The sequence below is a fragment of the Nostoc sp. genome (assembly GCF_036917815.1).
Classification (GTDB): domain Bacteria; phylum Cyanobacteriota; class Cyanobacteriia; order Cyanobacteriales; family Nostocaceae; genus Nostoc.
On sequence record NZ_JBALEK010000077.1, the window covers coordinates 15,365 to 39,316 of the forward strand.

The 23,952-nt window shown below is 41.6% G+C and carries 21 protein-coding genes; 13 read left to right on the forward strand and 8 right to left on the reverse strand.

The window, feature by feature from the left end; all coding sequences use genetic code 11:
* The first annotated feature begins 387 nt into the window (after positions 1-387).
* Positions 388-1,044: a GAP family protein gene (locus V7K97_RS23430; protein ID WP_334803388.1), complete on the forward strand. Its 657-nt coding sequence runs from the start codon at positions 388-390 to the stop codon at positions 1,042-1,044.
* 128 nt (positions 1,045-1,172) lie between these two features.
* On the opposite strand, the gene V7K97_RS23435 is transcribed toward V7K97_RS23430, so the two are convergent.
* A complete protein-coding gene (locus V7K97_RS23435) occupies positions 1,173-2,570 on the reverse strand; it encodes an aromatic ring-hydroxylating dioxygenase subunit alpha (RefSeq protein WP_334803389.1) in 1,398 nt (465 codons plus the stop codon).
* Positions 2,571-3,456: 886 nt separating this feature from the next.
* Between V7K97_RS23435 and V7K97_RS23440 the strand changes: the two genes are divergently transcribed.
* The 7 genes from V7K97_RS23440 to V7K97_RS23470 all read left to right on the forward strand — a co-directional run bounded on the left by V7K97_RS23440 (position 3,457) and on the right by V7K97_RS23470 (position 8,598).
* Positions 3,457-3,849, forward strand: a complete 393-nt coding sequence (locus V7K97_RS23440) for a hypothetical protein (protein WP_334803390.1) — start codon at positions 3,457-3,459, stop codon at positions 3,847-3,849.
* A gap of 76 nt (positions 3,850-3,925) precedes the next feature.
* Positions 3,926-4,354: a bifunctional diaminohydroxyphosphoribosylaminopyrimidine deaminase/5-amino-6-(5-phosphoribosylamino)uracil reductase RibD gene (locus V7K97_RS23445; protein WP_334803391.1), complete on the forward strand. Its 429-nt coding sequence runs from the start codon at positions 3,926-3,928 to the stop codon at positions 4,352-4,354.
* Between the two features lie 256 nt (positions 4,355-4,610).
* Entirely contained in the window at positions 4,611-4,808 is a 198-nt protein-coding gene (locus tag V7K97_RS23450; protein WP_334803392.1) for a DUF3172 domain-containing protein, read from the forward strand.
* A gap of 370 nt (positions 4,809-5,178) precedes the next feature.
* Positions 5,179-5,331, forward strand: a complete 153-nt coding sequence (locus V7K97_RS23455; protein ID WP_334803393.1) for a hypothetical protein — start codon at positions 5,179-5,181, stop codon at positions 5,329-5,331.
* Positions 5,332-5,451: 120 nt separating this feature from the next.
* A complete protein-coding gene (locus V7K97_RS23460) occupies positions 5,452-6,471 on the forward strand; it encodes an RpoD/SigA family RNA polymerase sigma factor (protein ID WP_334803394.1) in 1,020 nt (339 codons plus the stop codon).
* 115 nt (positions 6,472-6,586) lie between these two features.
* On the forward strand, positions 6,587-7,081 hold the full coding sequence (locus V7K97_RS23465; RefSeq protein WP_334803395.1) for an ureidoglycolate lyase: 495 nt from the start codon (positions 6,587-6,589) through the stop codon (positions 7,079-7,081).
* A gap of 767 nt (positions 7,082-7,848) precedes the next feature.
* Positions 7,849-8,598: a hypothetical protein gene (locus V7K97_RS23470; protein WP_334803396.1), complete on the forward strand. Its 750-nt coding sequence runs from the start codon at positions 7,849-7,851 to the stop codon at positions 8,596-8,598.
* A gap of 121 nt (positions 8,599-8,719) precedes the next feature.
* On the opposite strand, the gene V7K97_RS23475 is transcribed toward V7K97_RS23470, so the two are convergent.
* Both V7K97_RS23475 and alaS read right to left on the reverse strand, forming a co-directional pair.
* Positions 8,720-9,991, reverse strand: coding sequence for a ribulose bisphosphate carboxylase small subunit (locus V7K97_RS23475; RefSeq protein WP_334803397.1), 1,272 nt, complete (start codon positions 9,989-9,991; stop codon positions 8,720-8,722).
* A gap of 231 nt (positions 9,992-10,222) precedes the next feature.
* The gene (gene alaS, locus V7K97_RS23480) at positions 10,223-12,865 is read right to left on the reverse strand and encodes an alanine--tRNA ligase (protein ID WP_334803398.1); all 2,643 of its coding nucleotides are present in this window, start codon (positions 12,863-12,865) and stop codon (positions 10,223-10,225) included.
* Between the two features lie 263 nt (positions 12,866-13,128).
* Here alaS and V7K97_RS23485 point away from each other — a divergent pair, with 263 nt between their 5' ends.
* Both V7K97_RS23485 and V7K97_RS23490 read left to right on the forward strand, forming a co-directional pair.
* Positions 13,129-13,329, forward strand: coding sequence for a heavy-metal-associated domain-containing protein (locus V7K97_RS23485; protein WP_334803399.1), 201 nt, complete (start codon positions 13,129-13,131; stop codon positions 13,327-13,329).
* 1,080 nt (positions 13,330-14,409) lie between these two features.
* A complete protein-coding gene (locus V7K97_RS23490; protein ID WP_334803400.1) occupies positions 14,410-15,432 on the forward strand; it encodes a GGDEF domain-containing protein in 1,023 nt (340 codons plus the stop codon).
* A gap of 166 nt (positions 15,433-15,598) precedes the next feature.
* Here the strand turns inward: V7K97_RS23490 and V7K97_RS23495 are convergent, their stop codons facing one another.
* From V7K97_RS23495 to V7K97_RS23515, 5 genes are all read right to left on the reverse strand, one after another.
* Entirely contained in the window at positions 15,599-18,400 is a 2,802-nt protein-coding gene (locus tag V7K97_RS23495) for a M16 family metallopeptidase (RefSeq protein ID WP_442938922.1), read from the reverse strand.
* Positions 18,401-18,780: 380 nt separating this feature from the next.
* The gene (locus V7K97_RS23500; RefSeq protein ID WP_334803401.1) at positions 18,781-19,971 is read right to left on the reverse strand and encodes an RNA-guided endonuclease InsQ/TnpB family protein; all 1,191 of its coding nucleotides are present in this window, start codon (positions 19,969-19,971) and stop codon (positions 18,781-18,783) included.
* 151 nt (positions 19,972-20,122) lie between these two features.
* On the reverse strand, positions 20,123-20,566 hold the full coding sequence (locus V7K97_RS23505) for a VOC family protein (RefSeq protein ID WP_334803402.1): 444 nt from the start codon (positions 20,564-20,566) through the stop codon (positions 20,123-20,125).
* A 79-nt stretch (positions 20,567-20,645) separates the two neighbouring features.
* Positions 20,646-21,155 carry a TIGR02652 family protein gene (locus tag V7K97_RS23510; RefSeq protein WP_442936890.1) on the reverse strand — a complete coding sequence of 170 codons (510 nt, stop codon included), beginning with the start codon at positions 21,153-21,155 and terminating at the stop codon, positions 20,646-20,648.
* Entirely contained in the window at positions 21,155-21,286 is a 132-nt protein-coding gene (locus V7K97_RS23515) for a hypothetical protein (RefSeq protein ID WP_334803404.1), read from the reverse strand. Before V7K97_RS23515 ends, V7K97_RS23510 begins: the two co-directional genes overlap by 1 nt.
* Positions 21,287-21,396: 110 nt before the next feature.
* Between V7K97_RS23515 and V7K97_RS23520 the strand changes: the two genes are divergently transcribed.
* The 3 genes from V7K97_RS23520 (at position 21,397) to V7K97_RS23530 (ending at position 23,848) form a co-directional block, all read left to right on the forward strand.
* Positions 21,397-21,918, forward strand: coding sequence for a gamma carbonic anhydrase family protein (locus tag V7K97_RS23520; RefSeq protein WP_334803405.1), 522 nt, complete (start codon positions 21,397-21,399; stop codon positions 21,916-21,918).
* Between the two features lie 216 nt (positions 21,919-22,134).
* Positions 22,135-22,260, forward strand: a complete 126-nt coding sequence (locus tag V7K97_RS23525; protein WP_292747505.1) for a photosystem II protein Y — start codon at positions 22,135-22,137, stop codon at positions 22,258-22,260.
* A gap of 229 nt (positions 22,261-22,489) precedes the next feature.
* Positions 22,490-23,848, forward strand: coding sequence for a bifunctional folylpolyglutamate synthase/dihydrofolate synthase (locus V7K97_RS23530; RefSeq protein ID WP_334803406.1), 1,359 nt, complete (start codon positions 22,490-22,492; stop codon positions 23,846-23,848).
* Positions 23,849-23,952 lie beyond the last annotated feature (104 nt).

Here is a 23,952-nt window from a genome sequence, read left to right on the forward strand (position 1 = left end):
CAAAATAAAATTACTGTAGGACAAACAAGATGAGCAGTAGTTTATTATGTCCATCCTAATTAGGGAGTTCCAAGAAAAAAATTATCCAATCTTGTGGGGTGGGCAACATGAGCGCCTTTGATTACTGGGCGGGCGAGACGCCCACCCCACAATAAATAGTTGGATATTTTTTTATTTGGAAGTCCCTTAAGAGGATGTTTTATAAGTCCTCTAGTCGGTAGCAAAACATTTAGATCCCCCTAAATCCCCCGCTCAATTGGGGGAATTTGATTCCAGTTCCCCCCAATTGAGCGGGGGATCAACAAGTCCCTAAAATCACAGCCAACCACTTTTAAAACAACCTCTAAGATTTACTAACAAAATTCAAAACTAATTTTCTATTCAAATATGAGTTCTTTTTTACTTTCTCTGGTAGCAATCTCAGTAATTGGTAGTATTAATCCTAATGGCTTTGCAGTGCAAATTTATCTACTGAGTACACCGAAGCCTGTTATCCGTGCATTAGCTTTTACACTTGGGGAATATGTTGGACTTTTGATTTCAGGACTGTTAATTGCTTGGGGTATGAGACAAGTAATTCAAGAAGTTCTAAATTCTGTTGGCGAGAGTATTTATGGATTACAATTCTTTGCCGGAATCGGACTATTGATTGTAGGATGTAACGCACCAAAAATTTTTAACGCTTCTACAAAAACCTTACACCCTCATTCACTCAAGCCACTGCACACTTTTCTCTTAGGTTTTACTATTGTCGCTGTGGAAACTCCAACTGCATTACCTCATATTGCTGCCCTCAAGCAAATGAATGATGCCCATCTTTCAATCCCAATATTTATATTAATTTGGGCATTATACGATTTGATTTTTATCTTTCCATTATTAATGATAGTTGCTGTCTATCTGGTATTAAATGACAAGTCTATTAGTTATTTAGAAGGATTTTATTATCGAATAAATCGTTGGTTGAGCAAAAGTTTACCCTTTCTTTTGAGTGGAATTGGCGTTTTCTTTATTGTCAACAGTCTCATTCAGTTTTTTAGTTAGATATTTTTTGTCGCAGTATAATTTATCGAATATAATTCAGGAGTCAGGAGCCAGAATTCAGAATGAATTTTGACCGAAAAAGCGGATAGCGTAGCGTCTCCGGCTCCGCTTCTGAATTCTTCTTCAATTCACTTTTTTGCATTGCCACCATAAAGTTTAACCAAAGGTAAACCTCTATTGGGAATACTACTAAGAAAAAGCTGCTTGATATCGTTCGATTTATATGATAAAAAACAACTCAAGACTGCAATCATGGTTGATATCAATACTAAACTTAGGTGAACACCTATGGAGATAAAAACCAATGTTAACAATGCAAAGATAACAATGCAAATATTAGCAAAATTTTGTACCTTTTCTAGAAAAACTAGAGAATTACGACAACTTGGACAATGCTTTGTATGTCTATGCCATCGCTCATATAGTTGCTCATCACTCAATTGTTTAACACTTCCTTCTACACACCCTTGCCATGAAGGACTACCCCCAGCAAATTCGTCTAGCCATTTTCTGAAAGTTATAATACCCACGTCAGAGGGAGAAGGCATAAAGTATGCCCTTTGCCATTTTTTATCTAATGATGACTGATTCACTTCCTGAGAATGCATAGCTGATAAATCTTGGTCACTTAGCTTGTATGTAGATAAGTGCTGTAACCCAGTTTGTAAATCCTTTGGGAGCATCTCATCCCAAAAATTTCTTTTAACTGAACTTCCATCAGAAATAAACTTGCCAATGTATCTACAGTAACCTGGTTGTGTAGGAACAAAATACAACTGAAAAATAATAGTTTTGCCGTTGGGATAACGATATATAGTAGTATTACTAGAGGGTGGAGTAAACTTTCGCATCGCCTCCATATCTTTGTTGAAGAGATTGTAGCCTTGATGTTTGAGAGTAAAACCTTCTTGAGCAGATATTTCTCCAACAGATTCAAAATATTCCATAGGCACAGCTGTTTTAGGTGAAAAAACACCTATTCCTTCATGAAGAAATTCTGCATGAGAAGGATCAAAAGTACTTTCAAGAGACACGGTGTAACCAACTGGAACTTCTGTCATGTGCCAGGAGGTGGCAGATATATCTAGTTCTGACTCAGGTATGGTAGCTGGCTGCTTTGAGTTACAATCTTCAAAAGCTGTTAAACTATCATCTGGCCATACCCAAAGCAATTCTTGGATAACTTGTGTAGGATATGTTGTAACTCTTGATCTGAAACTATCACAAGCAGTTACTTCTGCTTGGCTACCAGCCAACATGGGAATTTTAGTGCATTTCCCTTCACCGTTAAAACACCAACCGTGATGTCTACACATTAAGTTTCCATCTTCAGTGATGGTTCCCATAGATAGTCGCGCCAACTTATGAGGACAAACATCATCCATTACTATCCACTTTTGATTTTTGTCTCTCCAAATCACCAGTTTTTTCCCTAGAAGAGTGATAGAAGTGAGATTCAAAATATCTAAGTAGCTTAAAGGAATAATAGGATACCACTGTTTAGTCCAGGAAAATTGAGTTGTCATAACCAGAGCTAGAAACCTAATTTATACGACTATATTAGTACAGCAAGCCGTTGAACGATTGATTTTTGCTGAATGAATTGAAGGCGTAGGTGTAGCCCGTCGTAGACATCGCTTGCTAATGGCTCAACGATACGTCAAAATGAATGCACGATGTACTGAAATGAGAAAGCAATCACACTAACGCGGTAATACACCCTACAGCAGTTTGGTATATAACTTAAGGTGCCTACTTGGTTGCTTGTTGTATAGAATCTGTGCCATCGGTCTTCAACTGACCATCTTCCATATAAATGATGCGATCGGCAATATCGAGGATGCGGTTGTCGTGGGTAACTAGCAAAATTGTACAACCTTGTTCTTTAGACTTGTCCGAAAATTTAAAAAGCAGTCTGTGTCTGCCTTAGAGATGGTTTCAGTAAAAGCCAGGGTCAACGTAATAATGAGGGCTAGAGACAATTAGTGATAGTATAGCCCAGAAAAATCTTGATAATTAATTCATCAGCCACCTACTTTTAAACATGAGGATAAAGCTGGCAAAACCAATGAACCAATTCTTAATCTCACTAAACCACAAATAGTGAAAATTACTTGCTCATATCTATGAGGATGAAGGCGATATCTTTCTGCCGCTATCCGAAAAACCTTGATAGTTCTAATTATATATTCAACAAAAAACGGAAAACCAGACAAATTGCTCAGAGCAACTTGCTAAAGATCGGTAAAGTTCCGCCACAGTCTACTAGATGTCACTACATTTTTAATGAAGTTTAGCTATACTTATTGCTACGTGTGTTAATCTGAAGTCCTGACACTACGTTGCTATTTTTTGGTTTCTGTATCTAGCCTATTATTATTAAACTGACATTAAATGTTGAGAGATTGAATTATGAAATCCTCTTCTATCATCTTAGTCATTGTGATTAGCACACTCGCTCTCCCCCACAGGGCAGATGCCAACCAAGAGAATGTTCCCATGACAACAGGCAATCGCAATCAAGCTGAAGTTTTATTGACACAACCAGCCACGATTAACACTACATGGAATAACTTTATTGGACAGACTAATAATCCAAAACAAACTGCTGAATCAATTTTGCTAGTGCGGGAGCAAGAATGCCCGAAGATTAGCCCCCTTGACTTGCTCAAGAATCCAGAGGCTTTCTTTAAGCAATGTCAGAACCCAACAAATACCCAAAGCTCTCAAAGTTATGAGCCAATTGAGTATCTCAAGGTTCCTAAACTCGATTCTGGTATTAGTGTGACAGTTACTAAGTTTTGATATTGGAACTTTTTTAACAAGAAGGAAATAACTAATTCTTGGTAGTGTAATTTATCTAGATAATTTACGCGAAAATATGGATGAAATATTTATGCTCGCTGCTTTAGCTCAAAGCAGAAAAGCTTTACCGGAATGTTTGCCTAACCCACCAGTCGGCTGTGTAATTACAGATGCCCAAAAGATAGTGGCTCAAGGATACACCCAAGCAGCGGGAAAACACCATGCTGAGGCTGACGCACTTCAACAGATTCAAGGACAAGCTTTCAACTTCTTGAAAATATATGTAACTCTTGAACCTTGTTCTTTTCATGGACGCACACCTGCTTGTGCCTTAGCGATCGCTGAAGATAGTCGGATACATGAAATATATGTATCTATACTTGATCCAGACCTCCGCAATAATGGTCAAGGATTAGATATTCTCAGAAAAGCCGGAAAAACAGTTAATGTCGGGTTATGCGCCAATGAGGTGAATGCTTTTCTTAACCAATATCTGCTAAAGTAATGGTTAAAGAGTTAGCTTAAAACTTCAAATAGTACCATTTTCCCGAAAATCTTTGCTAGAAGTCAATCATTTGCATAGATGTGCTTTCGTGTCAACTTAAGGTGGAAGAGAGTCAGCGATAAAGTTGTGAGATGTTGCTTCTTTAAGAGTCCTTAAGAATCTCAGATGATTTCCGACTTATTCCAGAACTTAAGAATGTTGTTGGATCAACTACCTACTCCTAAAGGTAAATATTTTCGTTTCAATTAGGATATTAGTGGCGATCGCGGGCGTTCCTGTCTTGCCAAGTATTATCCTTGGTGTTAATGTTACCACTGTCACTACTTTTAATTCAGAAAATGTATCCAGGAGTAATTACATTGATAATACCGTATTTAATGCAGATGTCTTCGTGCAGTATGACACCAGCGCAATTGTCGCAGATACCCGCCTATTTGTCATCCTAAATCCCTAACTACAAGTATTTTACCAGAATCCTAAAGAAAGCTGTTCTTGAGCAAGGGAGCAGGAAAAGTGCTTTTTTTTGATGTTTAGCGATCGCCCACTGCGTACACAGCTTGATATGATTAGATGATCTAGCAAAAAATTAGAGGGAGAAAATGGACATTTTATATTTAATCAATTTCCATTGAATCAGAATTACATGGAAGTAGAATCAGACTATTGAAATTTCCACAAAATAAATATTCTGTGGTTTACTAATTCAGAATTATGTTGTCATTTGCTATTGGTTATTTTTCTTTGAGTTCAGGAAATTTTTGGTTAGTCAAGTTTTCGTTTTTCCTAGTAAATATATTGGATAACTAAAGTAAATATAATTGTGTTTGAAAATCTGCAAAAATCCAGGAGAAAGAAGTGTAATTACTTCCAAAGATATGCTGATGAGCCTTGAGGTAATTGATTTGTCACTGGTGATGATGTTAGTATTAAGGGGTGGGTTGATTTTGGGTTTATTATCTCCAACAATTGACTTGTAATGTATCATAGACCAGAATTCATCAGTATTGCCAATTGATTAGCAGTGTGAAATGGCTATGGGTCTGAATATCTAGACTTGATACCAATAAATTGATGACGTTACAGAGGAGCAAATAACCATGAGCAGCTTAACATCTCCACATACCGAAGTTCAAAAAACGAAGAAAAAAAGTTTAGTCGCAGATAAAAAGCCTCGAGCTACAGATGATATTGTGCGTAGTTATCTGCAAGAGATCGGGCGTGTAGATTTGTTGACTCGCGAACAAGAGGTTATTTTTGCCCAACAGGTGCAGCAGATGATGAATTTACTCGCTGCTAAGGAAGAATTGGCTGTGAAATTAAACCACGAACCGACGCTGCAAGAATGGGCAGATCGGGTTGAGTCAAGTGTTGAGATGCTAAAGCAACAGCTAAGTCAAGGACACCAAGCCAAGCAGAAAATGATTCAGGCTAATCTCCGCTTAGTGGTAGCAGTGGCGAAGAAATACCAGCACCGCAACCTGGAATTCATGGATTTAATTCAAGAAGGTACTTTGGGTTTAGAGCGAGGGGTGGATAAATTTGATCCCGCTCTTGGTTATAAGTTTTCTACCTACGCTTACTGGTGGATTCGTCAAGGAATCACACGAGCGATCGCTCAACAAGGACGTACAATTCGTTTACCGATCCACGTCTTTGAGAAACTGAACAAAATTAAGCGGGTGCAACGAGAATTATCTCAACAGTTAGGTCGCGTTCCCACTACTGCTGAAATTGCCACTGCGTTATCTTTGACACCCAGCCAAGTTAGAGAGTGTTTGTACTTGGCCCGTCAACCCTTCTCCTTAGAAGCGCGAGTTGGTGAACAACAAGATACAGAGTTGCAGGACATACTGGAGGATGATGGACCTTCTCCCGAAGACTATGCTGTTGAAGAATCTCTCCACCAAGATTTACAAGACTTGTTGGCAAAGTTGTCTCCCCAGCAGCGAGAAATATTAACCTTGCGCTTTGGTCTAACTGATGGCTATGAACTTTCTTTAGCACAGATTGGCGATCGCATGGGCATTAGTCGAGAACGAGTGCGTCAGATAGAGCAAAAAGCTCTTAGTCTCCTCCGTCGCCAAAAGGAACAAGTACGTAGTTATCTCGCTAGCTGAGGTTATTTTTTGATAATGTCGGGCAATTCAACTCAGGAAGTCACCATGATGACTGTATAAAATTCAGTCATTTTGGGCGAAAATAAACTTAAGTAATCTTTCTCCCAGATTTGATATGAGTACATCAAAGACAGTGCAACAATTACAGGCACAATGGGTGACTTCTGAAAACTTCCGGCGTTATGGACAGGTGATTTTTGCAAGTCTTGATGGCAAAGTTTATGATGGGGAAGATGCCCAGTTAAACCTGCAAAACGGGATTCCACGATTTTATGTTATGCGGTTGGAGAAGAGAGGGCGAAAGTTTCACAAAATTACTCGCCATCAGGAATGCACTCAATGTCTGGGTTCTTTAGAAGGTAAGGATTGGTTAATTGCAGTTTGTCCTCCTGATAATGATGTGAATGAACCAGCATTAGAGGGTATTGCTGCTTTCCGCATTCCGGGCAATTGTTTTATCAAGCTACATGAGGGTACTTGGCACGCTGGACCCCATTTTGATCATACATCTGTGGATTTTTATAATTTGGAACTAGCTGATACAAATGTGGTGGATCATTTCACCCATGATTTTCTCAAGAGTCATCAATTAGAGTTTGAGATGGTTTAGGTGAGATTGGGTTATCCAAATCCCTTTGTCATTGGGCAATATGAGTCAAGTCGCTTCTCTACGAGACGCTGCGCGAACGCTCCAATTAAAAATTAAAAATTATTAATTAAAAATTGCAAAATGATTAATAAAACCCCGAAATAACCTATCTTGCTAAAAGCACCCTAGGGCGTGTTTTCAAAGTCTTAGATCCCCCCAACCCCCCTTAAAAAAGGCTTGCTCAAAATCCCTTAAAGTCCCCCTTTTTTAAGGGGAGCCACTGCGCCCTTGCAGTTTCCCGACTTGTTCGCGTAGCGTCTCCCCCTGGGAGAAGCACGTGGCGTGGATTTAGGGGGATCTAAAAAATTAGGAGGCAAACGAGTAGTTTGAAAACACACCCTAGTCCATAGCCTATGGCAATTTATCGTAAATTCAAGGGTTTAAGACCCCAACCATTACACGTAATATCAGTTGAGTTGGGGTTTAAATCCCCGACTCCAACTGTCTTTAATTTTGAAGTAATGAGTAATACCCATTACTCATTACTTATTACTCATTACTCATTTATTTAATTTATTCATTGATGCTCCTTGATCGGCAACAATTACATACAGCTAATATCAGGTATTCTCACGCATATTATATTATTCAGTTTGTTCTATAGTCTCATTTTTCGTAGTATTGAGAATGTGACAAAATGGGATTAAAAAAAATTACTTGTCTAAATACCGATTAGAGTTTATAGTTGTACGGTGTTTCCCTTTGAACTTTCTCGGCAAGTTTATACCATGATTTCTTATCGCAAATTACAGAAGTTTTTTGCAGGTTTTTCTTTATCTATATTACTAGTAGCTGATTTAGTAATCATACAAAAAGCTCCTCCAGCTTTCGCCGAAACTGTAAATTCATCTATCGGTAGTGGTGTGACATTCAGTTGCAATGATAGTGAAGCGACAATCAAAGCCAAAAATGGGTCTAGAGTAGTTAATGGAGCAACAAGCTTTTACATTGGTTATCAGCAATTCTCAAATAACAAAAACCCTATAACTATCCGCTTCAATAATGGCATAAAAACATGGTGCCGTACTGATTACGAAACAACCAACGACGATGGTACAGGTTACGGATTGTATTGGGATGGGGGCAATGTTTTATATGGCGTTTACTCTTCTACTGGCAGTCAGTCTGGTAATGATTTTCGCCGCTTTGCCACTGGGCGTTGGTTGTCTAGCTATGGTAGCGGAGGCGGGCCAAAAGTCGCAGTTATAGCCCGGATTAATCCAGGCAATGGCGATGTTTCTTATGCCACATTTTTATCTGCTAAAAAGGCGGATAATGGACAAACAAACTCTTTAGTTGTCAACAACTTATCATGGGATGGCACAAATTTAACTGTGCAAGCAAAGTCATGGTGGACTCCACGGCGTACTGATACAAATTCTATGACTTGCTCTGGTTCATCACCTTATCAATACACAGCCATATTCACTGGTGATTTAACAAGAGTGAACTCAGCTTCGGCAAATACTTGTAGTTAGAAGGTTAGAATTCATCTGTAGGGGCAATTCATGAATTGCCCCTACAGATGAAAATCAGGGTATTGGCTATTGTTTGCGTAAGTCTTGTAATTTAGCGGAGATAATATAACTTAACTGGCTGCTAATTTTTGCCATTGGGACGCTGAATAATTGTCTCCACTACCCGCCGCTTGGCTTTTGGATCAATACCTACCAAGCGCACATACTCGCCGCTATATTCTGTTAAAGTTGATTCCAAATTTGAGATTGCATCAGACTCGGCATCAATGTGGCTATTAACGCAACTTTGCCAAGAACCTGTGCGAAAACGGCGCTCATCTACGTGTTCAATACTAATTTTGTAACCTTGAGACAATAATTGCCGAATCTGTTCTTGTGTTTCAAGAGTTAAATGTGGACTTGATGCTTGCTGTTTTTGAAATGCATTAGTTTTTGCTTCTTGGGTTGCACCATTTGACGGCTGACTAATTGGGGTGACAGCAGCAGGTGGTGCAGATTGAGAATTTCTACCTCGATTTAGTCGATTGTAATCATCAACTAAATGGGAATTTTCCACCCGTTTTTGCTCACCAACGAGAAAGTTACCAGACTCTATTAAGTGAGACAGTCTGAAATCGGGCTTTTGAAATTCTGGTGGTCCTTCAGTGCTGTTAACCACACTCAAGGATACCTGCTCAAAGCCGACTTTATGGATATAGTTGCGGATTTGTTCGTCATAAATGCGCGATCGCAAAGCGCTAAAAAAGTCAATGGATTGATTGACAAAAGTATCAACTAGCTGTTCAACTTCCTTTGCTGAGAGTCCATCTGGTTCAAAAATCCCCTTCACAATTCCCACCTTGTCTTCTCTATTGGGTTCCCAATAGAATTTATCCATCCGTCCATCCCGAATTAACGGTGCATAGAGGGTAGAAAAATCATTACCTGTGACAATAATCGGCACACGATTTAAAGGTGTGGAATCATAGCTTCCCGGTAACTGCACATCTGTAGGATTATCAGCAATATTCATCAGTGTGGCATTCACTAACTGGGTATTTACAGTATATTGAGTGCCTTCATCAAAGCGTCCAGCACCCGCATCTAAATCGTTAATCATCAGTACACACATTTTGCCGCGTACTTTGATCAGTTCTGCGGTTTCTCGATAGCGCAGCCGAATCAACCGCGCTGGATCTCCCGCATCGGGACTTTCCAATTCGCCGCCTGATACGTGAGTCACTTCGATACCCATTTTCTCGAAGACTAACTCACATTGAAATGTTTTACCCTCACCTTTGCGTCCATGAATTCCCAAAATCAAGGGTACTCGCACACCAGGAAGCTTCAAAAAGTTTTTAGTGATGTGGACAGCAAGTTTGTCCAAAAAGCGGGGAGCGATGTAGTAACCCATGAGTTTGTATGATGAAAAATTAACACTTCTATGGTTAATGTTAAGTTTTTTTGGGGATAGCGATCGCTTTTATCTCTGGTTGAACAAGAAGATATAGCGCTTCTCTGTTGAGTGCAATACAGACCTAACCCCCAGCCCCAACCCTTGTAGCGTTGGGGAGCAAGATTCAAAGCCTCTCTCCTTTTAGGAGAGAGGTCAAAGTGTATTGCATCCATTCGAGAACCGCTATAGCTAACCCAACGCGGACTTTAAATCACTTTCCGCGTGTGCTAATGCATCTGGTAATTTACTTGCATCGCGTCCGCCTGCTTGGGCTAAGTTAGGTCTTCCGCCGCCGCCGCCGCCGCAAATTTTAGCGATCGCACCGACAAATTTACCTGCTTGTAAACCTTTTTTGTTGACTTCTGGGCTAAAAGCTGCTACTATGGTAACCTTCCCTTCTTCAGGAATAGAACCCAGTACCACTGCACCGTTACCGATTTTTTGCAATAAGCGTTCGGCTGCGGTTTTCAATGATTCTGGATCAACATTTTCTAATTGGGCGACGATAATTCGATGATCGCCTACGCTTTCTGCTGTTTGTAACAAGCTGTCAGATTTGGCGATCGCTAACTGCACCTTCAAGGTTTCTAATTCTTTCTGGCTATTTCTCAGTTCGCTTTGCAGACTTGTGATTCTGTCTGGTAATTCTTCGGGTTTAACTTTAAAGCGATCGCTCAAATCTTTAACTACTTTATCCCGCAGATTGAGATAATCTAGGATTGCTGGTCCTGATACAGCTTCAATGCGCCGCACTCCAGAAGCCACACCAGCTTCGGAAATAATTTTGAACACGCCAATTTCAGCCGTGTTACTGACATGGGTTCCACCACATAGCTCCATTGATACGCCAGGGAAGTCAATTACCCGCACTTCATCGCCATATTTTTCCCCGAACATGGCAACAGCACCCTTAGCTTTCGCCTCTGCTAAAGGTAATACTTCCACTTTCGCAGTATGTGCTTCGGCAATCCAAGTGTTCACTTGTTCTTCAATTTGTTGAACTTCCTCTGCTGTCAACGCGCGGGGACAGTTGAAGTCAAAGCGCAACCTGTCAAAGGAAACTAGAGAACCAGCTTGAGATATGCCATCATCAACGATTTTCTTCAACGCTGCTTGCAATAGATGCGTTGCGGTATGGTTAGCTTGGGCGCGACGGCGACAAGCGGGATCGATTTGGGCGGTGACGCGATCGCCTACGCGCAATGTACCGCGTTCGATGCGTCCGAAGTGAACAAAGAAATCAGATTCTTTCTTCATGTCTTCCACCCGAACAACGATACCATCACCAGAGATATAACCGCGATCGCCAATTTGTCCGCCAGATTCAGCATAAAATGGCGTTTTGTCAAGGACAATTTGTACCTGTGTCCCCGCTTCTGCTTCCTCTTGGGAAACACCTTCTACCAAAATCGCTTCGACTTTCGCCGTCACCGCCGATTGGGTGTAGCCTAAAAATTCGGTGACTTGGATGTGTTCTGCTAATTTGTCGAGGGAACTTTGCACAGTTAAATCGATGGTTTCATGTGCTGCTTTGGCACGTTCCACCTGCTTTTGCATTTCGATATTAAATCCCGCTTCATCGACTGTCAGATTATTTTCCTCGGCAACTTCTTGAGTAAGTTCCAGGGGAAATCCGTAGGTGTCATAGAGGGTAAATGCGCTTTCACCGCTAATTTGAATTTCCCCTCGCTGTTTCACCTCTTGGATGATTTCTTCTAACAGTTTTTCGCCTCTATCTAGAGTTCTGAGGAAATTAGATTCTTCCCGTTGCAACTCAGCTTTAATTGCTGCTTCGCGTTGGCGCACATTGGGGTAAGCTGATTCGGAAAGTGCGATCGCAGTTTCGGCAATTTGGGTAGTAAATTCACCATCAATCCCAATTAATCGCCCATGACGCACCACCCGCCGAATTAACCGCCGCAACACATAACCCCGCCCCACGTTGGAAGCGCGAATTTCATCAGCAATCATGTGGACAACGGAACGAACGTGATCGCCAATGACTTTTAGGGAAGTTTTGGTTTTTTCATCACTGCTGTGGTAGTCAATACCAGCAATTTGGGCTGCTGTTTGAATAATTGGGAAAATTAGGTCAGTTTCGTAGTTATTAGGCACTTTTTGGAGAATTTGCGCCATTCGATCCAAACCCATGCCGGTATCGATGTTCTTGTTTTGCAGTGGCGTTAAATTCCCGGAAGCATCCCGGTTATATTGCATGAAGACAAGATTATAAAACTCGATGAACCGGGAATCGTCTTCTAAATCTATATTTTCGTCGCCGCGTTCTGGGTGGAAGTCATAATAAATTTCCGAACAAGGGCCGCAAGGGCCAGTCGGGCCAGATACCCAAAAGTTATCATCTTCACCCAAGCGTTTAATTCTCGCTATCGGCACACCGATTTGATCGCGCCAAATTCCAAAGGCTTCATCATCATCTTCAAAAACGCTGACGACGAGATTTTGGGGGGAAAAGCCAAAGACTTGTGTAGAGATTTCCCAACCCCAAGCGATCGCTTGTTCTTTAAAATAATCACCAAAGCTGAAATTGCCCAACATCTCAAAAAACGTGTGATGCCGTTTAGTGCGTCCAACATTTTCGATGTCGTTGGTGCGGATACACTTTTGCGAAGTCGTAGCCCGCTTGAATTCTGGTGTGCGCTGCCCCAAGAATATCGGCTTAAATGGTAGCATCCCCGCGATCGTCAGCAGCACGGTTGGATCTTCTGGCACGAGGGAGGCACTTGGAAGGATTTGGTGTTCCCGTTGGGCAAAGAAGTCGAGAAATATCTGGCGAATTTCGTTACCGCTTAGGTACTGGGGATTTGAAGACATAAGTGTTTTTAACTTGAGACTTTAGACTTTAGACTTGGGCGTAGCGGCACTCGGTTAAGTGTATTTTCATAAATAGCTTTATATATTCTTGCATTTTGTTTCATATTACTGCCAGCAAATTGTGCCAGTCGGTAAGCAAAATCCAGTAATTAGGACGCTTTTATCCCATAATCTGACTCTGGCAGGATGCGCGATCGCATTTTGATGGTTAAGATTAATCCTTAAGAAATACTTTAAATTCCCCATACATACTGAGGTAACAAATGGCACTAAAACTGAAAGTATCAAATATTGCTTGTGAGGGGTGCGCTGAAACAATTACTGAATCCATCCACGTTATGGAACCTGATGCCAAGGTGGATGTCGATGTTAACGCTAAAACTGTCACAGTGGTATCCGCAGCTTCTGAGGAGTCAATCAAACAGGTAATTGTTGCTGCTGGTTACACAGTAGAAGGTTATTGATCGGGTTCTAGCTTTTCACAGAAGTTTACAAGATTTTCTATATTTATTCCGCCCTTTCTACAGCCGGAATAAAAGTAATTTACCCACTTAGGGGCAGGGAGCAGGGAGCAGGGAGCAGGGAGCAGGGAGCAGGGAGCAGGGAGCAGGGGGCAGGGAGCAGGGAGCAGGGGGCAGGGAGCAGGGGGCAGGGAGCAGGGGGCAGGGAGCAGGGAGCAGGGAGCAGGGAGCAGGGGAGAAAGATACGCTCATTTCCACTGCTAAAAGGGTTCAGAGCAACTAAATTTATTTATGCCTAAAAGCAAAAATATTTATTTCGAGATGCGTACCACGATAAATAATGCGTCCTTGTTCAGAGCAACTAAATTTATTTATGGGGTTTGCCCCAAGCTTTGAGCTCCCTGCCCCTTTTCCTCTTCGCGGACTTATAATTGGAAATTTTTGCCCGATAAATTCGATCTGTAATTGTCGGGGATGTTAGTGCCATCAGCCTATTATTCATAGTAGGTGATAGTTCTATTGTCTATTTGATCCGGATCTTTTTGGCAATTCAACTCCTACCTTGATTATTGATCAAAGCCTTTTTCTTTAAGAATTAGGCTGAAATTTTATATGAAAAATAACATTTTTAATTCAATAAAAAAATTGGTTTTGACAATTAGATAAAAAAATTTATGTTTTGTTTATTTTTCTACTTAGGAAGAAATTTAGCTCCCTGATGTGATGGTTATGAAAAACTATTTTTTTGGCAATTTCATCAGTGAAATAACACTTAAGAAACTACAGTAAGGAGTTTTAGTCAACCAAATAATATTCAGTATTTTTACTGTTTTAAAAATAAACTGTAAAGAAGACATTAGTTGTCAGAAGAGGATATTTCAGAACCTGTAGTAGTAAATATAAAGCCTTACAAAGCCTTAAAAGGAGATTTTATTTGAAAAATAACCGTAGAATCTACATTTTAAAATCATATATCAAAAAATATAACTCAGCCTAGAACATCCTATTTAGTATTAGGTAATAAGTGCAGTAAGTTAATCAAGTCAATCTCTTTAAAGTTGAAATAGGATAAAAAATAAACCAATGAATATTTCTATTCTGATCTTTGGAAAAAATAATTTTATCGCCACACTTCCAGATCAGATCCGTTATGCGACTGCTTATAGTGTAGAAGTTATAGACAATCTGAATCAGGCAGTGTCACGAATTAAAATCACACCTCCCGATATAATACTCGTACAGGCTAGCCTGGATTGCAGTATGGAACTGTGTAGTTGGTTGAAAGACCAGACAAAACTATCGTGGATATACTGTATTCTCTTTGAGGATCGTCCCCAGCAGATGACTGAGAGAAATAAGGGTTGGCACAGGGAATTGGAGATGAGTGCCGCAGCACTAAAGCAAGGAGCCGATGCTTATATTTGGCATCTTATTGAAGAAAAAACAGATCATAGCTTGACAGAGTTGACTGCCAATCATGGCCTAATACTTGCTCAATTGACAGTTGGCTTGCGGAAAGCACAAAAATACCGAGATTTGATTCGGGCAAATGATATGTTATCTGCGATCGCCTTAGCCGATTCCTTGACAGAATTAAATAATCGCCGTGCTTTAGAATGGGACTTACCCAGGCAAATTAAAAGAGCTAGGACTCAAAAAAATTCCCTGAGTTTGATTATTCTGGATGTAGATCATTTCAAAAAAGTTAACGATACTCACGGGCATTTAGTAGGCGATCGCGTTTTGCAAGTATTATGTCAGCGTTTGCGCCACAATCTGCGCTGTCAAGATACAGCATTCCGCTATGGTGGCGAAGAATTTGTAATTATTCTAGCTAATACTAGCGATGACGAAGCACTATTAGTAGCCCGTCGTCTCAATCGCATCATCAGCGACGAACCATTTGCACTCAACAATAAACTAACAATTAATATCACCATTAGCCTGGGCACAGCCTCTCTACGATCTGAGGATGATGAGCAAGGAGAGAGTCTGCTGCATCGTGCCGATCAATGTCTGTTACAGGCTAAAAATTCTGGGCGGAATCGGGTTATTGACTGGAACTACCTATCTCATGTCTCACATTTGAAAGCTGTTTCTTCTTGAAAGTGGCATGGGGCATTTTTGCTTGGACAAGAGATAGAAACGCCATCTCTACTAATCTATCAAGTTTAAATTGATGGTTAAGCAAATTCGTAGTCAGGACTTTAGTGCTTGTTTTCCAAGGACTAAAGTCCTGACTACAAACCTTCAAAACTAGCTTGACAAAGTACTACTTAATGCTTTTATCTACTAACACAGACGGTCCAGCAGTGACAACCACGATTTTATCTGGGTGGAGTAACTCACGAGCCGCTTGATTAACTTGGTCAAGAGTGACTTTCTGGATTTTATCAGTTAAGGAGTGCAATTCTATTTTATCTAGTCCATATACCTCATTCATCAAAATTCTATCTGTTAATTCTTCTGGGTTTGCCAGAGAAACGTTGTAGTTGCTGATGAGAGTGCGTTTAGCTGTTTCTACTTCCAGTGCGGTAACGCCTTGTTGATGGATTTGCTGTAGTATTTGGCGGGTGCTAGCGATCGCTTTAATGCTATCTTCTGGACTAGTCTGCATTTCAATCAAAAATGTCCCGGCATTCTTCCCGGCTTGGAAGTAGCTATAAATTCCATAGCTCAAACCTTGGCGATCGCGCACTTCTGCACCTAGTCTACTAGATAGGGTATCGCCTCCCAAAATCTGATTCAAGACTAAGGCGGCATGAAACCGAGGATCGTAACGATTAATGCCTGTATAACCCATATATGTAACAGCTTGGGTTTTATCTGCTAAAACTGGGTTGACACTGACTATTTTCTCCGGCATTGCCACCGGGGGATATTTTAATGTGGGTGCTTGGCCGCTAACTTCCCAGTCACCAAACTTATTTTGAATCAGCGATCGCACTTTGTCTAGATCAAAATCTCCCACTAGCGCTAGCACTGTCGTATCTGGACGATAATGTTTAGCTTTGAAATCAATCACATCCTGGTGCTGAATCTGTTGTAAACTCTCCTCTGTGGGAAAGGTGTGTAAGGGGTGTTTTTTCGGATAAATTGACTGAACAAATATTCTTCTAGCTACTTCTGATGGCTCATCTAATTCCAGTTGCAGATCATTTAAAGTTTGTTGGCGATGCAATTCCAACTCTTTAACTGGAAAGGTACTATTTTTAACAACATCTGCCAATATCTCCAGCAGTATCGGCAAATCGTCTGCTAAACTATCACCCTCAATATGCACACCTTCGCGGTAGGTTTGAAAGTCTAAACTCGCCCCACGTTCTGCCAAGACTTTGGCAATAGTTAAGATATCCTTGCTATTAGTACCACTGAGCAAATTCTCTGCCACAAAAGTAGCCAGTCCAGCTTTATTGTCTGGATCAAATTCCGTCCCGGCTTGAATGTGGCCGCTTAGGGTAACGGTGGGAGTACTATGATCTGGTAACAGTAATATCCGCAGTCCGTTGGTAAATTTAAATTCCTGTGGTAATACTTGGGCGATCGCATCTGTAGCCAAATCCACAGGCGGTAAGTACTTCACCACCTCAGACAAAAGCACAGGTGCGCCAGGAGAGAAGTTTTCTGTAGTATGGGCGGAGTCTGGTTTGTCACCAACTTCTGTTATCAGGTTCTGGGTTGGTTCAAAAAAGCCTACTGTCCTGGCTCCTTTTGTCAAGTATTTGTTAATCACAGCGACAACATCCGTCGGCTTCACCAGACGAACAGCAGCCAAATAGAGGTCTGTGTAGCGATAATCACCAACAGTTGTTTCGTCATTGCCCAATCGCATTGCTTGAGAGGTGATATCACGGTTACTCAAAATTACATCTGCTGTTAATTGGGTTTTGGCTCGTTCAACTTCCTCAGATGTCACGCCTGTTTCTGCTACATTAGCGATCGCACTGCTCAACACTGAGTCAATTCTCTTCAAATCTTCTTTAGAACCAGCCGTTACCAACACCTCATACCAGCCAGATTCTCGCAAACTGGTAACGGATGCTGTAACTTCACTAGCTAAACCCGACTCCACCAATACCTGATAAAGTCTAGAATTCCGTCCTTCAGTCAAGATGTAATCCATTACATCTAGCGCCGGCACATCCGGTTGATTTGCATCGGGTAGCGGATACACAACTTGTAACAGCCGTCCTGCTCCCGGTTCTCGCAATATTATGGGAGATGAGGGGGATGAGGTAAAAGTATTTTTACTCTTAAGTTTTAAGTCCTTCGGACTTTTTACGGGATCTGGAAAACCTCTCTCCTGCAAGGAGAGAGGCTTTGAATTCTCCCCATTCCCTGGTAGAGAAGGGGGGTGGGGGGTTAGGTTTCGCGTTTGTTTTTCCACATAGCGTGAAAAGTCAGCTAACTCCTCACTCCTCACTTTCTTTGGTAATTTCCCAAATACTTCTTTAATCGTTTCAAGGGCGTTTGCAGTTTGAAAATCTCCAACAATCACTAAGACGGCATTATCGGGACTGTAAAAATTGTGGTAATATTTCTGTACCTGCTCAACTTCAAACTTCTCGACATCAGCTTTAGTACCACCTACAGGCAAACCATAAGCATGATTAGGAAACACCGCCTGCATGACGGCGCGGTTGAGACGATATTCGGGGCTATTTTCGTAACCCTGCAACTCGGAAATTACTACCCGCTTCTCACTCGCTAATTGCTCAGGCTCAATCTGGGAATTTTGCATTCTATCTGCTTCCAGCACCAAGAGCGCTTTCAGCTTGTTTCGTTCCACAGTACCGTAATATGCAGTTTGGTCATAACTGGTGAAAGCATTGGAATCACTACCTAAAGCACTAAACAAACGTCCAAATTGAATCGGACGATTTAGAGTGCCTTTAAACATCATGTGTTCCAATTGGTGGGCAATGCCATTCATGCCCGGTTCTTCGTTGCGTGAGCCAACCTTATACCACACCTGCACCGTCACCACTGGCGCAGTATGCACTTCCTTTGTCAGGACAGTTAGACTATTCTCCAGCACTGTTTTGCGGACATTTTCTGTCAGTGTTGAGGGCATTATTGTTTTTGTTAGCAAGGTTGACTGATATTTTTCTTTGTTAGATATAGCTGGATATTGGCTATGAGCAGGTTGATCGCTCAACAAAAAACCGCTACTGGCCATAGGCTTAAAAGTAATAAAGGCAAAGGATATTTATACAATCTAGAAAATCCATAGTTTTCATTTATTTGAACCACATCTTGTAGGGGCAATTCATGAATTGCCCCTACAAGATGGTCTGTTTAGCTGAAAATCGCTGTAAGTTACATAATTATTTTGAGGATGACAATAATCTAAATTCAGCAAAAAAATCTGTTAGTTCGGCAACAATAGAGAAAAACAATATATTAGCAACAAAGTTGACACTCTCAGGTCTAAAGACACTGAGATTCTTGAATCTAAGACATAACTTGCTCAATCAGGGTTGCCCCAGAAAGAGTAGCGGTTTCATCTCCCCAAGCGTTGCTTGCATCAAGTGCAAAGGTTCCGGTATGCCCTACCGTACCCAATCCTCGGCCAAGGATATTTCTAGCTGCGTTTTCGTCCCTATCTATCACGCAACCACACTTACAAGCGTGTGTTCTGGTAGATAGAGTTTTCTTAACAATTTCACCGCAGCTAGAGCAAACAGCGCTACTGTATTGCGGATTTACCGCAACCGTGACTCGTTTGAACACATGAGCAAAATATTCAATCCAGACACGAAACTGATACCAAGATGCGTCATTAATGGACTTGGCTAAACAATGATTTTTCACCATATTTTTAATCCTCAAGTCTTCATAAGCTATCAAGTCGTTAGACTGAACTACGCACCGTGCCAATTTCACAGCATGGTCTTTACGTTGCCTACTTATTTTGAGGTGGCGTTTTCCTAAAATCTGTCTAGCCTTACCCCGATTTTTTGAACCTTTTACCTTTCTAGAAACACGACGCTGGGAACGTTTAAGAACCTTTTCACCAATACGAAGAAACTTAGGGTTCTCAATCATTATCCCGTTAGAGTCGGTGTAGTATTCTTTCAATCCCACATCTAACCCAATGGTACTACCAGTAGGTTCTATGTTCTCAGAACGGTCTAGGTCAATACAAAACTGAACATAAACGCCGTCAGCACGCTTTACCAATCTAACCCGTTTAATTTGGTTAATTTGATAGAAGTGTAGGTCACGAGTACCTTTGAGCTTTAACCGCCCAATCCCCTTTTTGTCGCTGAAATTTATGGATTTGCGATCATCAGCAAGTTTCCATCCTGATGTTTTGTACTCAACAGAACGACAATCTTTCTGGAATTGAGGATACCCCTTATGAGCAGAAATTCCCTTCTTGCAGTTGTCATAAAATCTAGAGATAGAAGACCATGCCCGTTCAGCAGAAGCTTGTCTAGCCATTGAATTGAGTTCATTAGCAAAGGGAAAGTTAGCTGCAAGTACAGCACAATATTTCTGCAAATCGTTTTTACCTGTATCTTTAACATCCATCCATAGCCGAATACAGCTATTACGAATGAACTTAGCAGTCCGAATTGCCTCATCTACTGCTGTAAACTGGGCTGACTTCCCATAAGCTTTAAACTCAAAAACAAGCATCTTTCTTACCTCCTATCTTATACTACCATAGTTGGCGTAAAAAAAGTCACCCAAGATTCAATGCCTTTATTACCGCACGAGTTGCTTGTATCTCAGCAATGAAGTGACGTAGCTCTACGCTTACCGACTAGCTTGTAATAAAAAAGCTAAATTATGGAAGTTTTGCTAAAACCCGAATGAATTCCAGAGGTAAACCATCAGTATCGGCGATGAAAGCTACTTCGTAAATGCGATCGCCTATTTGTTGTTGTGTCGGTTCTAATAATACCTTCAAAGGTTGTAATTCTTCGGTTTGACTCTCAGCCGCTACTAATACACGTTTTTGTAAATTTGTCAACCAACTAGATAAATCTGGTGTCATCTCAGTTAAATCGAACGAGAGATGATAGTACCCGACATAATGCTCATCAGCAAAGGCATCTGGGGCTGGTTTTGGTTCAGGAATTTGGATCAGTTCAATTCTGCCGCCCAATCCTTGCATCCAGCAAGCTAGGGTGTAGCCTGTAGTAAAGCGTTCCGAAATTGTAAACCCTAAATGTTCGTAGAAAGCGATCGCTCGATGAATATTCGCAGTCCGAATAGAAGCGTGGTGCATAATTAGTCCTTAGTCCTTAGTCCTTAGTCATTTGTCCTTTGTTATTCACTAATGACAAATGACTAATGACAAATGACCATTACTCAAACAACCTGAAATAAGGGTAGCGCACAGGGACACCAGGCTCTTTTTCCAAGTCAAAATTAATCACTTCCCAACAGTCATCTTCTGAAGTATCGGGGCTAAACTCCACGGGTAAGCCGTACAAACGCGCAGCAGTAGCTTCTGGTTGTCCAGCACGCCAAGGTGTGCTGCGTTCCAAATAGCCACTCATCAATTCCTGATAGCGTCGAGCAATAATTACTCTTGTGGCTCGATAGCCTTGGGTATACAGCTTGTCTAATGCTTCGTGAATTTCAAAGCGAATACCATCGGGATGAGTATGCTGTCTATACCATTCATTATTCCACCTTCGCCAATTACGCCCCGATTGCAAATGGACTAACTCTCCATTTTTAGGATTAGCTTCAAAGGCGCCATGACGCGAACACAAATAGGTATCTGTAAGTGTCAGCGCCGGAATAGTCTGGCGACAATGGGGACACTGTATTTCCGACCCAAACATTGGGTACTGCAAACCTGGATTCATCATGAAGTGCGTACAAACATAATTTTGTCTTCACCAGCACTAGTGGGTTGGATTTTACACTTCGGCTCAACCACTTTGGGTTCCTTGCTCACTGCTGCATAGACACGGAGTTGCGGCAGGAACATTGTCACTAGTGTTTTCCTCAGCGTAGAGGGTTGACGCTGTGATATCCTGGTTATGCAACCAGCCTCAAAGGTTGGAGTTTCTCCAGTGTTCCTGGGTACTATATTCATATTCTATCGTGTCTACCGCTTCTTACTGGACATCTCCTGATTTTTCTCAAGCTGCCTTCATCGCAGCCAATGCTGTTGTCATGGGTTCGGTAAATATAGCAGCAGGGGTGAGCATTTGGTATGGAGCAGTGGTTAGGGGAGATGTAGAACGGATTGAAATTGGCGAATGCACAAATATTCAGGATGGTGTAATTCTACATGGCGCTCCTGGTTTTCCGACAATTTTAGAAGATTATATTACCGTAGGGCATCGCGCTGTAGTACATTCCGCTTACATTGAGCGTGGAAGTTTGATTGGCATTGGCGCAGTAATTTTAGATGGGGTAAGAGTGGGCGCTGGTAGCATTATTGGTGCTGGCGCAGTGGTAACTAAAAATATACCGCCTTTATCCCTAGTTGTCGGTATTCCTGGTAAAGTATTACGCCAAGTAACAGATGTTGAAGCCGTAGAACTGATTGAACACGCGAAACGTTACCAAAAGTTAGCTTTAGTTCATGCTGGTAAGGGTACTGATATTGGTTTTAGCTAGGTTTAGGGACTGGGGAGTGGGGAAGAAGCAAGGGTGCAGCGTGCAGGGGAGCAAAGAAGAAATAACTATGCCCAATGCCCAATGCCCAATGCCCAATGCCCCATAATTTAAACATTCTTTACATAGAGGTTGGGAAAAGTTGCCCACTTCAGCTAAAAATGAAAATGAGGACAGTTGACAAAACTTTAATTTCTACTTAAAAGAGGGGTTCTAGATATGGATATCGATTTCCGTATAGCGATCGTTTTAGCACCAGTTGCCATTGCCGCTAGTTGGGCAGTGTTTAATATTGGTGCTGCGGCTTTAAGACAAATTCAAGGCTTTTTGGATCGGGAAGCCTAAATTCATTAATGGGGCATGGGGCACTTGTACTGAGCGTACCCCTCCGGGGATCTTGCTACGCGTAGCGTCTCCAAGAGTTGTCGTTGGCGCAGCCTAAGAAGAGAAGTATTGGACATTGGGTTTAATATTCTCCCTCATGCCTTGTCTGCCTCACCCCCATAAGGCTATTTCTCCCCCAGTTTTTATATTCAATTTTGAATTCTGAATTGATTTCTCCCCACTCCCTTCCTTGAATATCGATTCTGTAATACAACCCCTGCAACGTTTTGGTGTCCATCTGGGACTCGATCGCATTGTCAATCTATTGGCAAATCTCGGCAATCCCCATCACCAAGTTTCGGTAATTCATGTTGCTGGTACTAATGGCAAAGGTTCAGTCTGTGCCTATCTTTCCTCAATACTTACTGAGGCTGGTTATCGTACAGGACGCTATACTTCCCCCCATTTAGTCGATTGGACGGAACGTATTTGTCTGAATGAACAGCCAATTTCTTCTGAAGAATTGAGTCAATTATTAGAAAAAGTCCAAGCGGTTATTGGTGCTGATGACGAGGACATCCCCCCAAACCCCCTTGAAAAGGGCTACGTTAACCCTTTGGGGGATCGAGGTTTATGGGAAAAGTATGGTAAACCAACTCAATTTGAAGTAATTACGGCAGCTGCTTGGTTATATTTTGCCCAGCAGCAAGTTGATGTGGCTGTGGTAGAAGTTGGACTAGGAGGGCGCTTAGATGCGACAAATGTCTGTTTGGAACCCTTAGTTACGATTATCACTTCCATTAGCCGGGAACACTGGCAGCAATTGGGTCCTACCGTTGCTGATATTGCTAGAGAAAAAGCAGGTATTCTCAAACCTGGATGTGCGGTTGTAGTTGGGCCATTGCCACCAGAGGCAGAGAAAGTGGTGCGATCGCGTGCTTTAGAATTACAATGCCCACTTTTTACGCCTCAACCCGCCCGTGAAATCGCTACAGGATGGGCAGAGTATGAAACAATTCAAAATTCCAAATTAATTAAATACCCTTTGCCGTTAGCGGGACAGATTCAGTTAACTAATTCAGCTTTGGCAATAGCAGCTTTAGAAATTCTCCAACAACAAGGTTGGCAGATTTCTGAAGAAGTCATAATTAACGGCATGGCAAAAACTCAATGGCCGGGGCGGATGCAATGGACTACCTGGAACAACCATCAATTATTACTTGATGGCGCTCATAATACTGCCGCCGCCCAAGTTCTCCACCAGTATGTTGATAGCTTAGACGCAGTTAACCACAAACCCATCAATTGGGTTATGGGAATGTTTGCCGATAAGGATCATACTGATATTTTTACCGCCTTACTGCGACCAGGCGATCGCCTTTATTTAGTGCCAATACCAGTAGAACCTTGGCCAGGTAGAACTTCCGCCGATTTACAGGAATTATCAAACCTAGCTTACAACCTCTGTCCCGAATTAAGCGATCGCCAAATCCATCCAGATTTATTCACAGCCCTAGAAGCCGCAACCTCAACCACAGACGATTTAATCGTTTTGTGTGGTTCCCTTTATCTAGTAGGTGATTTTTTACAAATGGCAAATAGGGAATAGGGAATAGGAAATAGGGAATAGGGAATAGGGAATAGGGAATAGGGAATAGGGAATAGGGAATAGGGAATAGGGAATAGGGAATAGGGAATAGGGAATAGGGAATA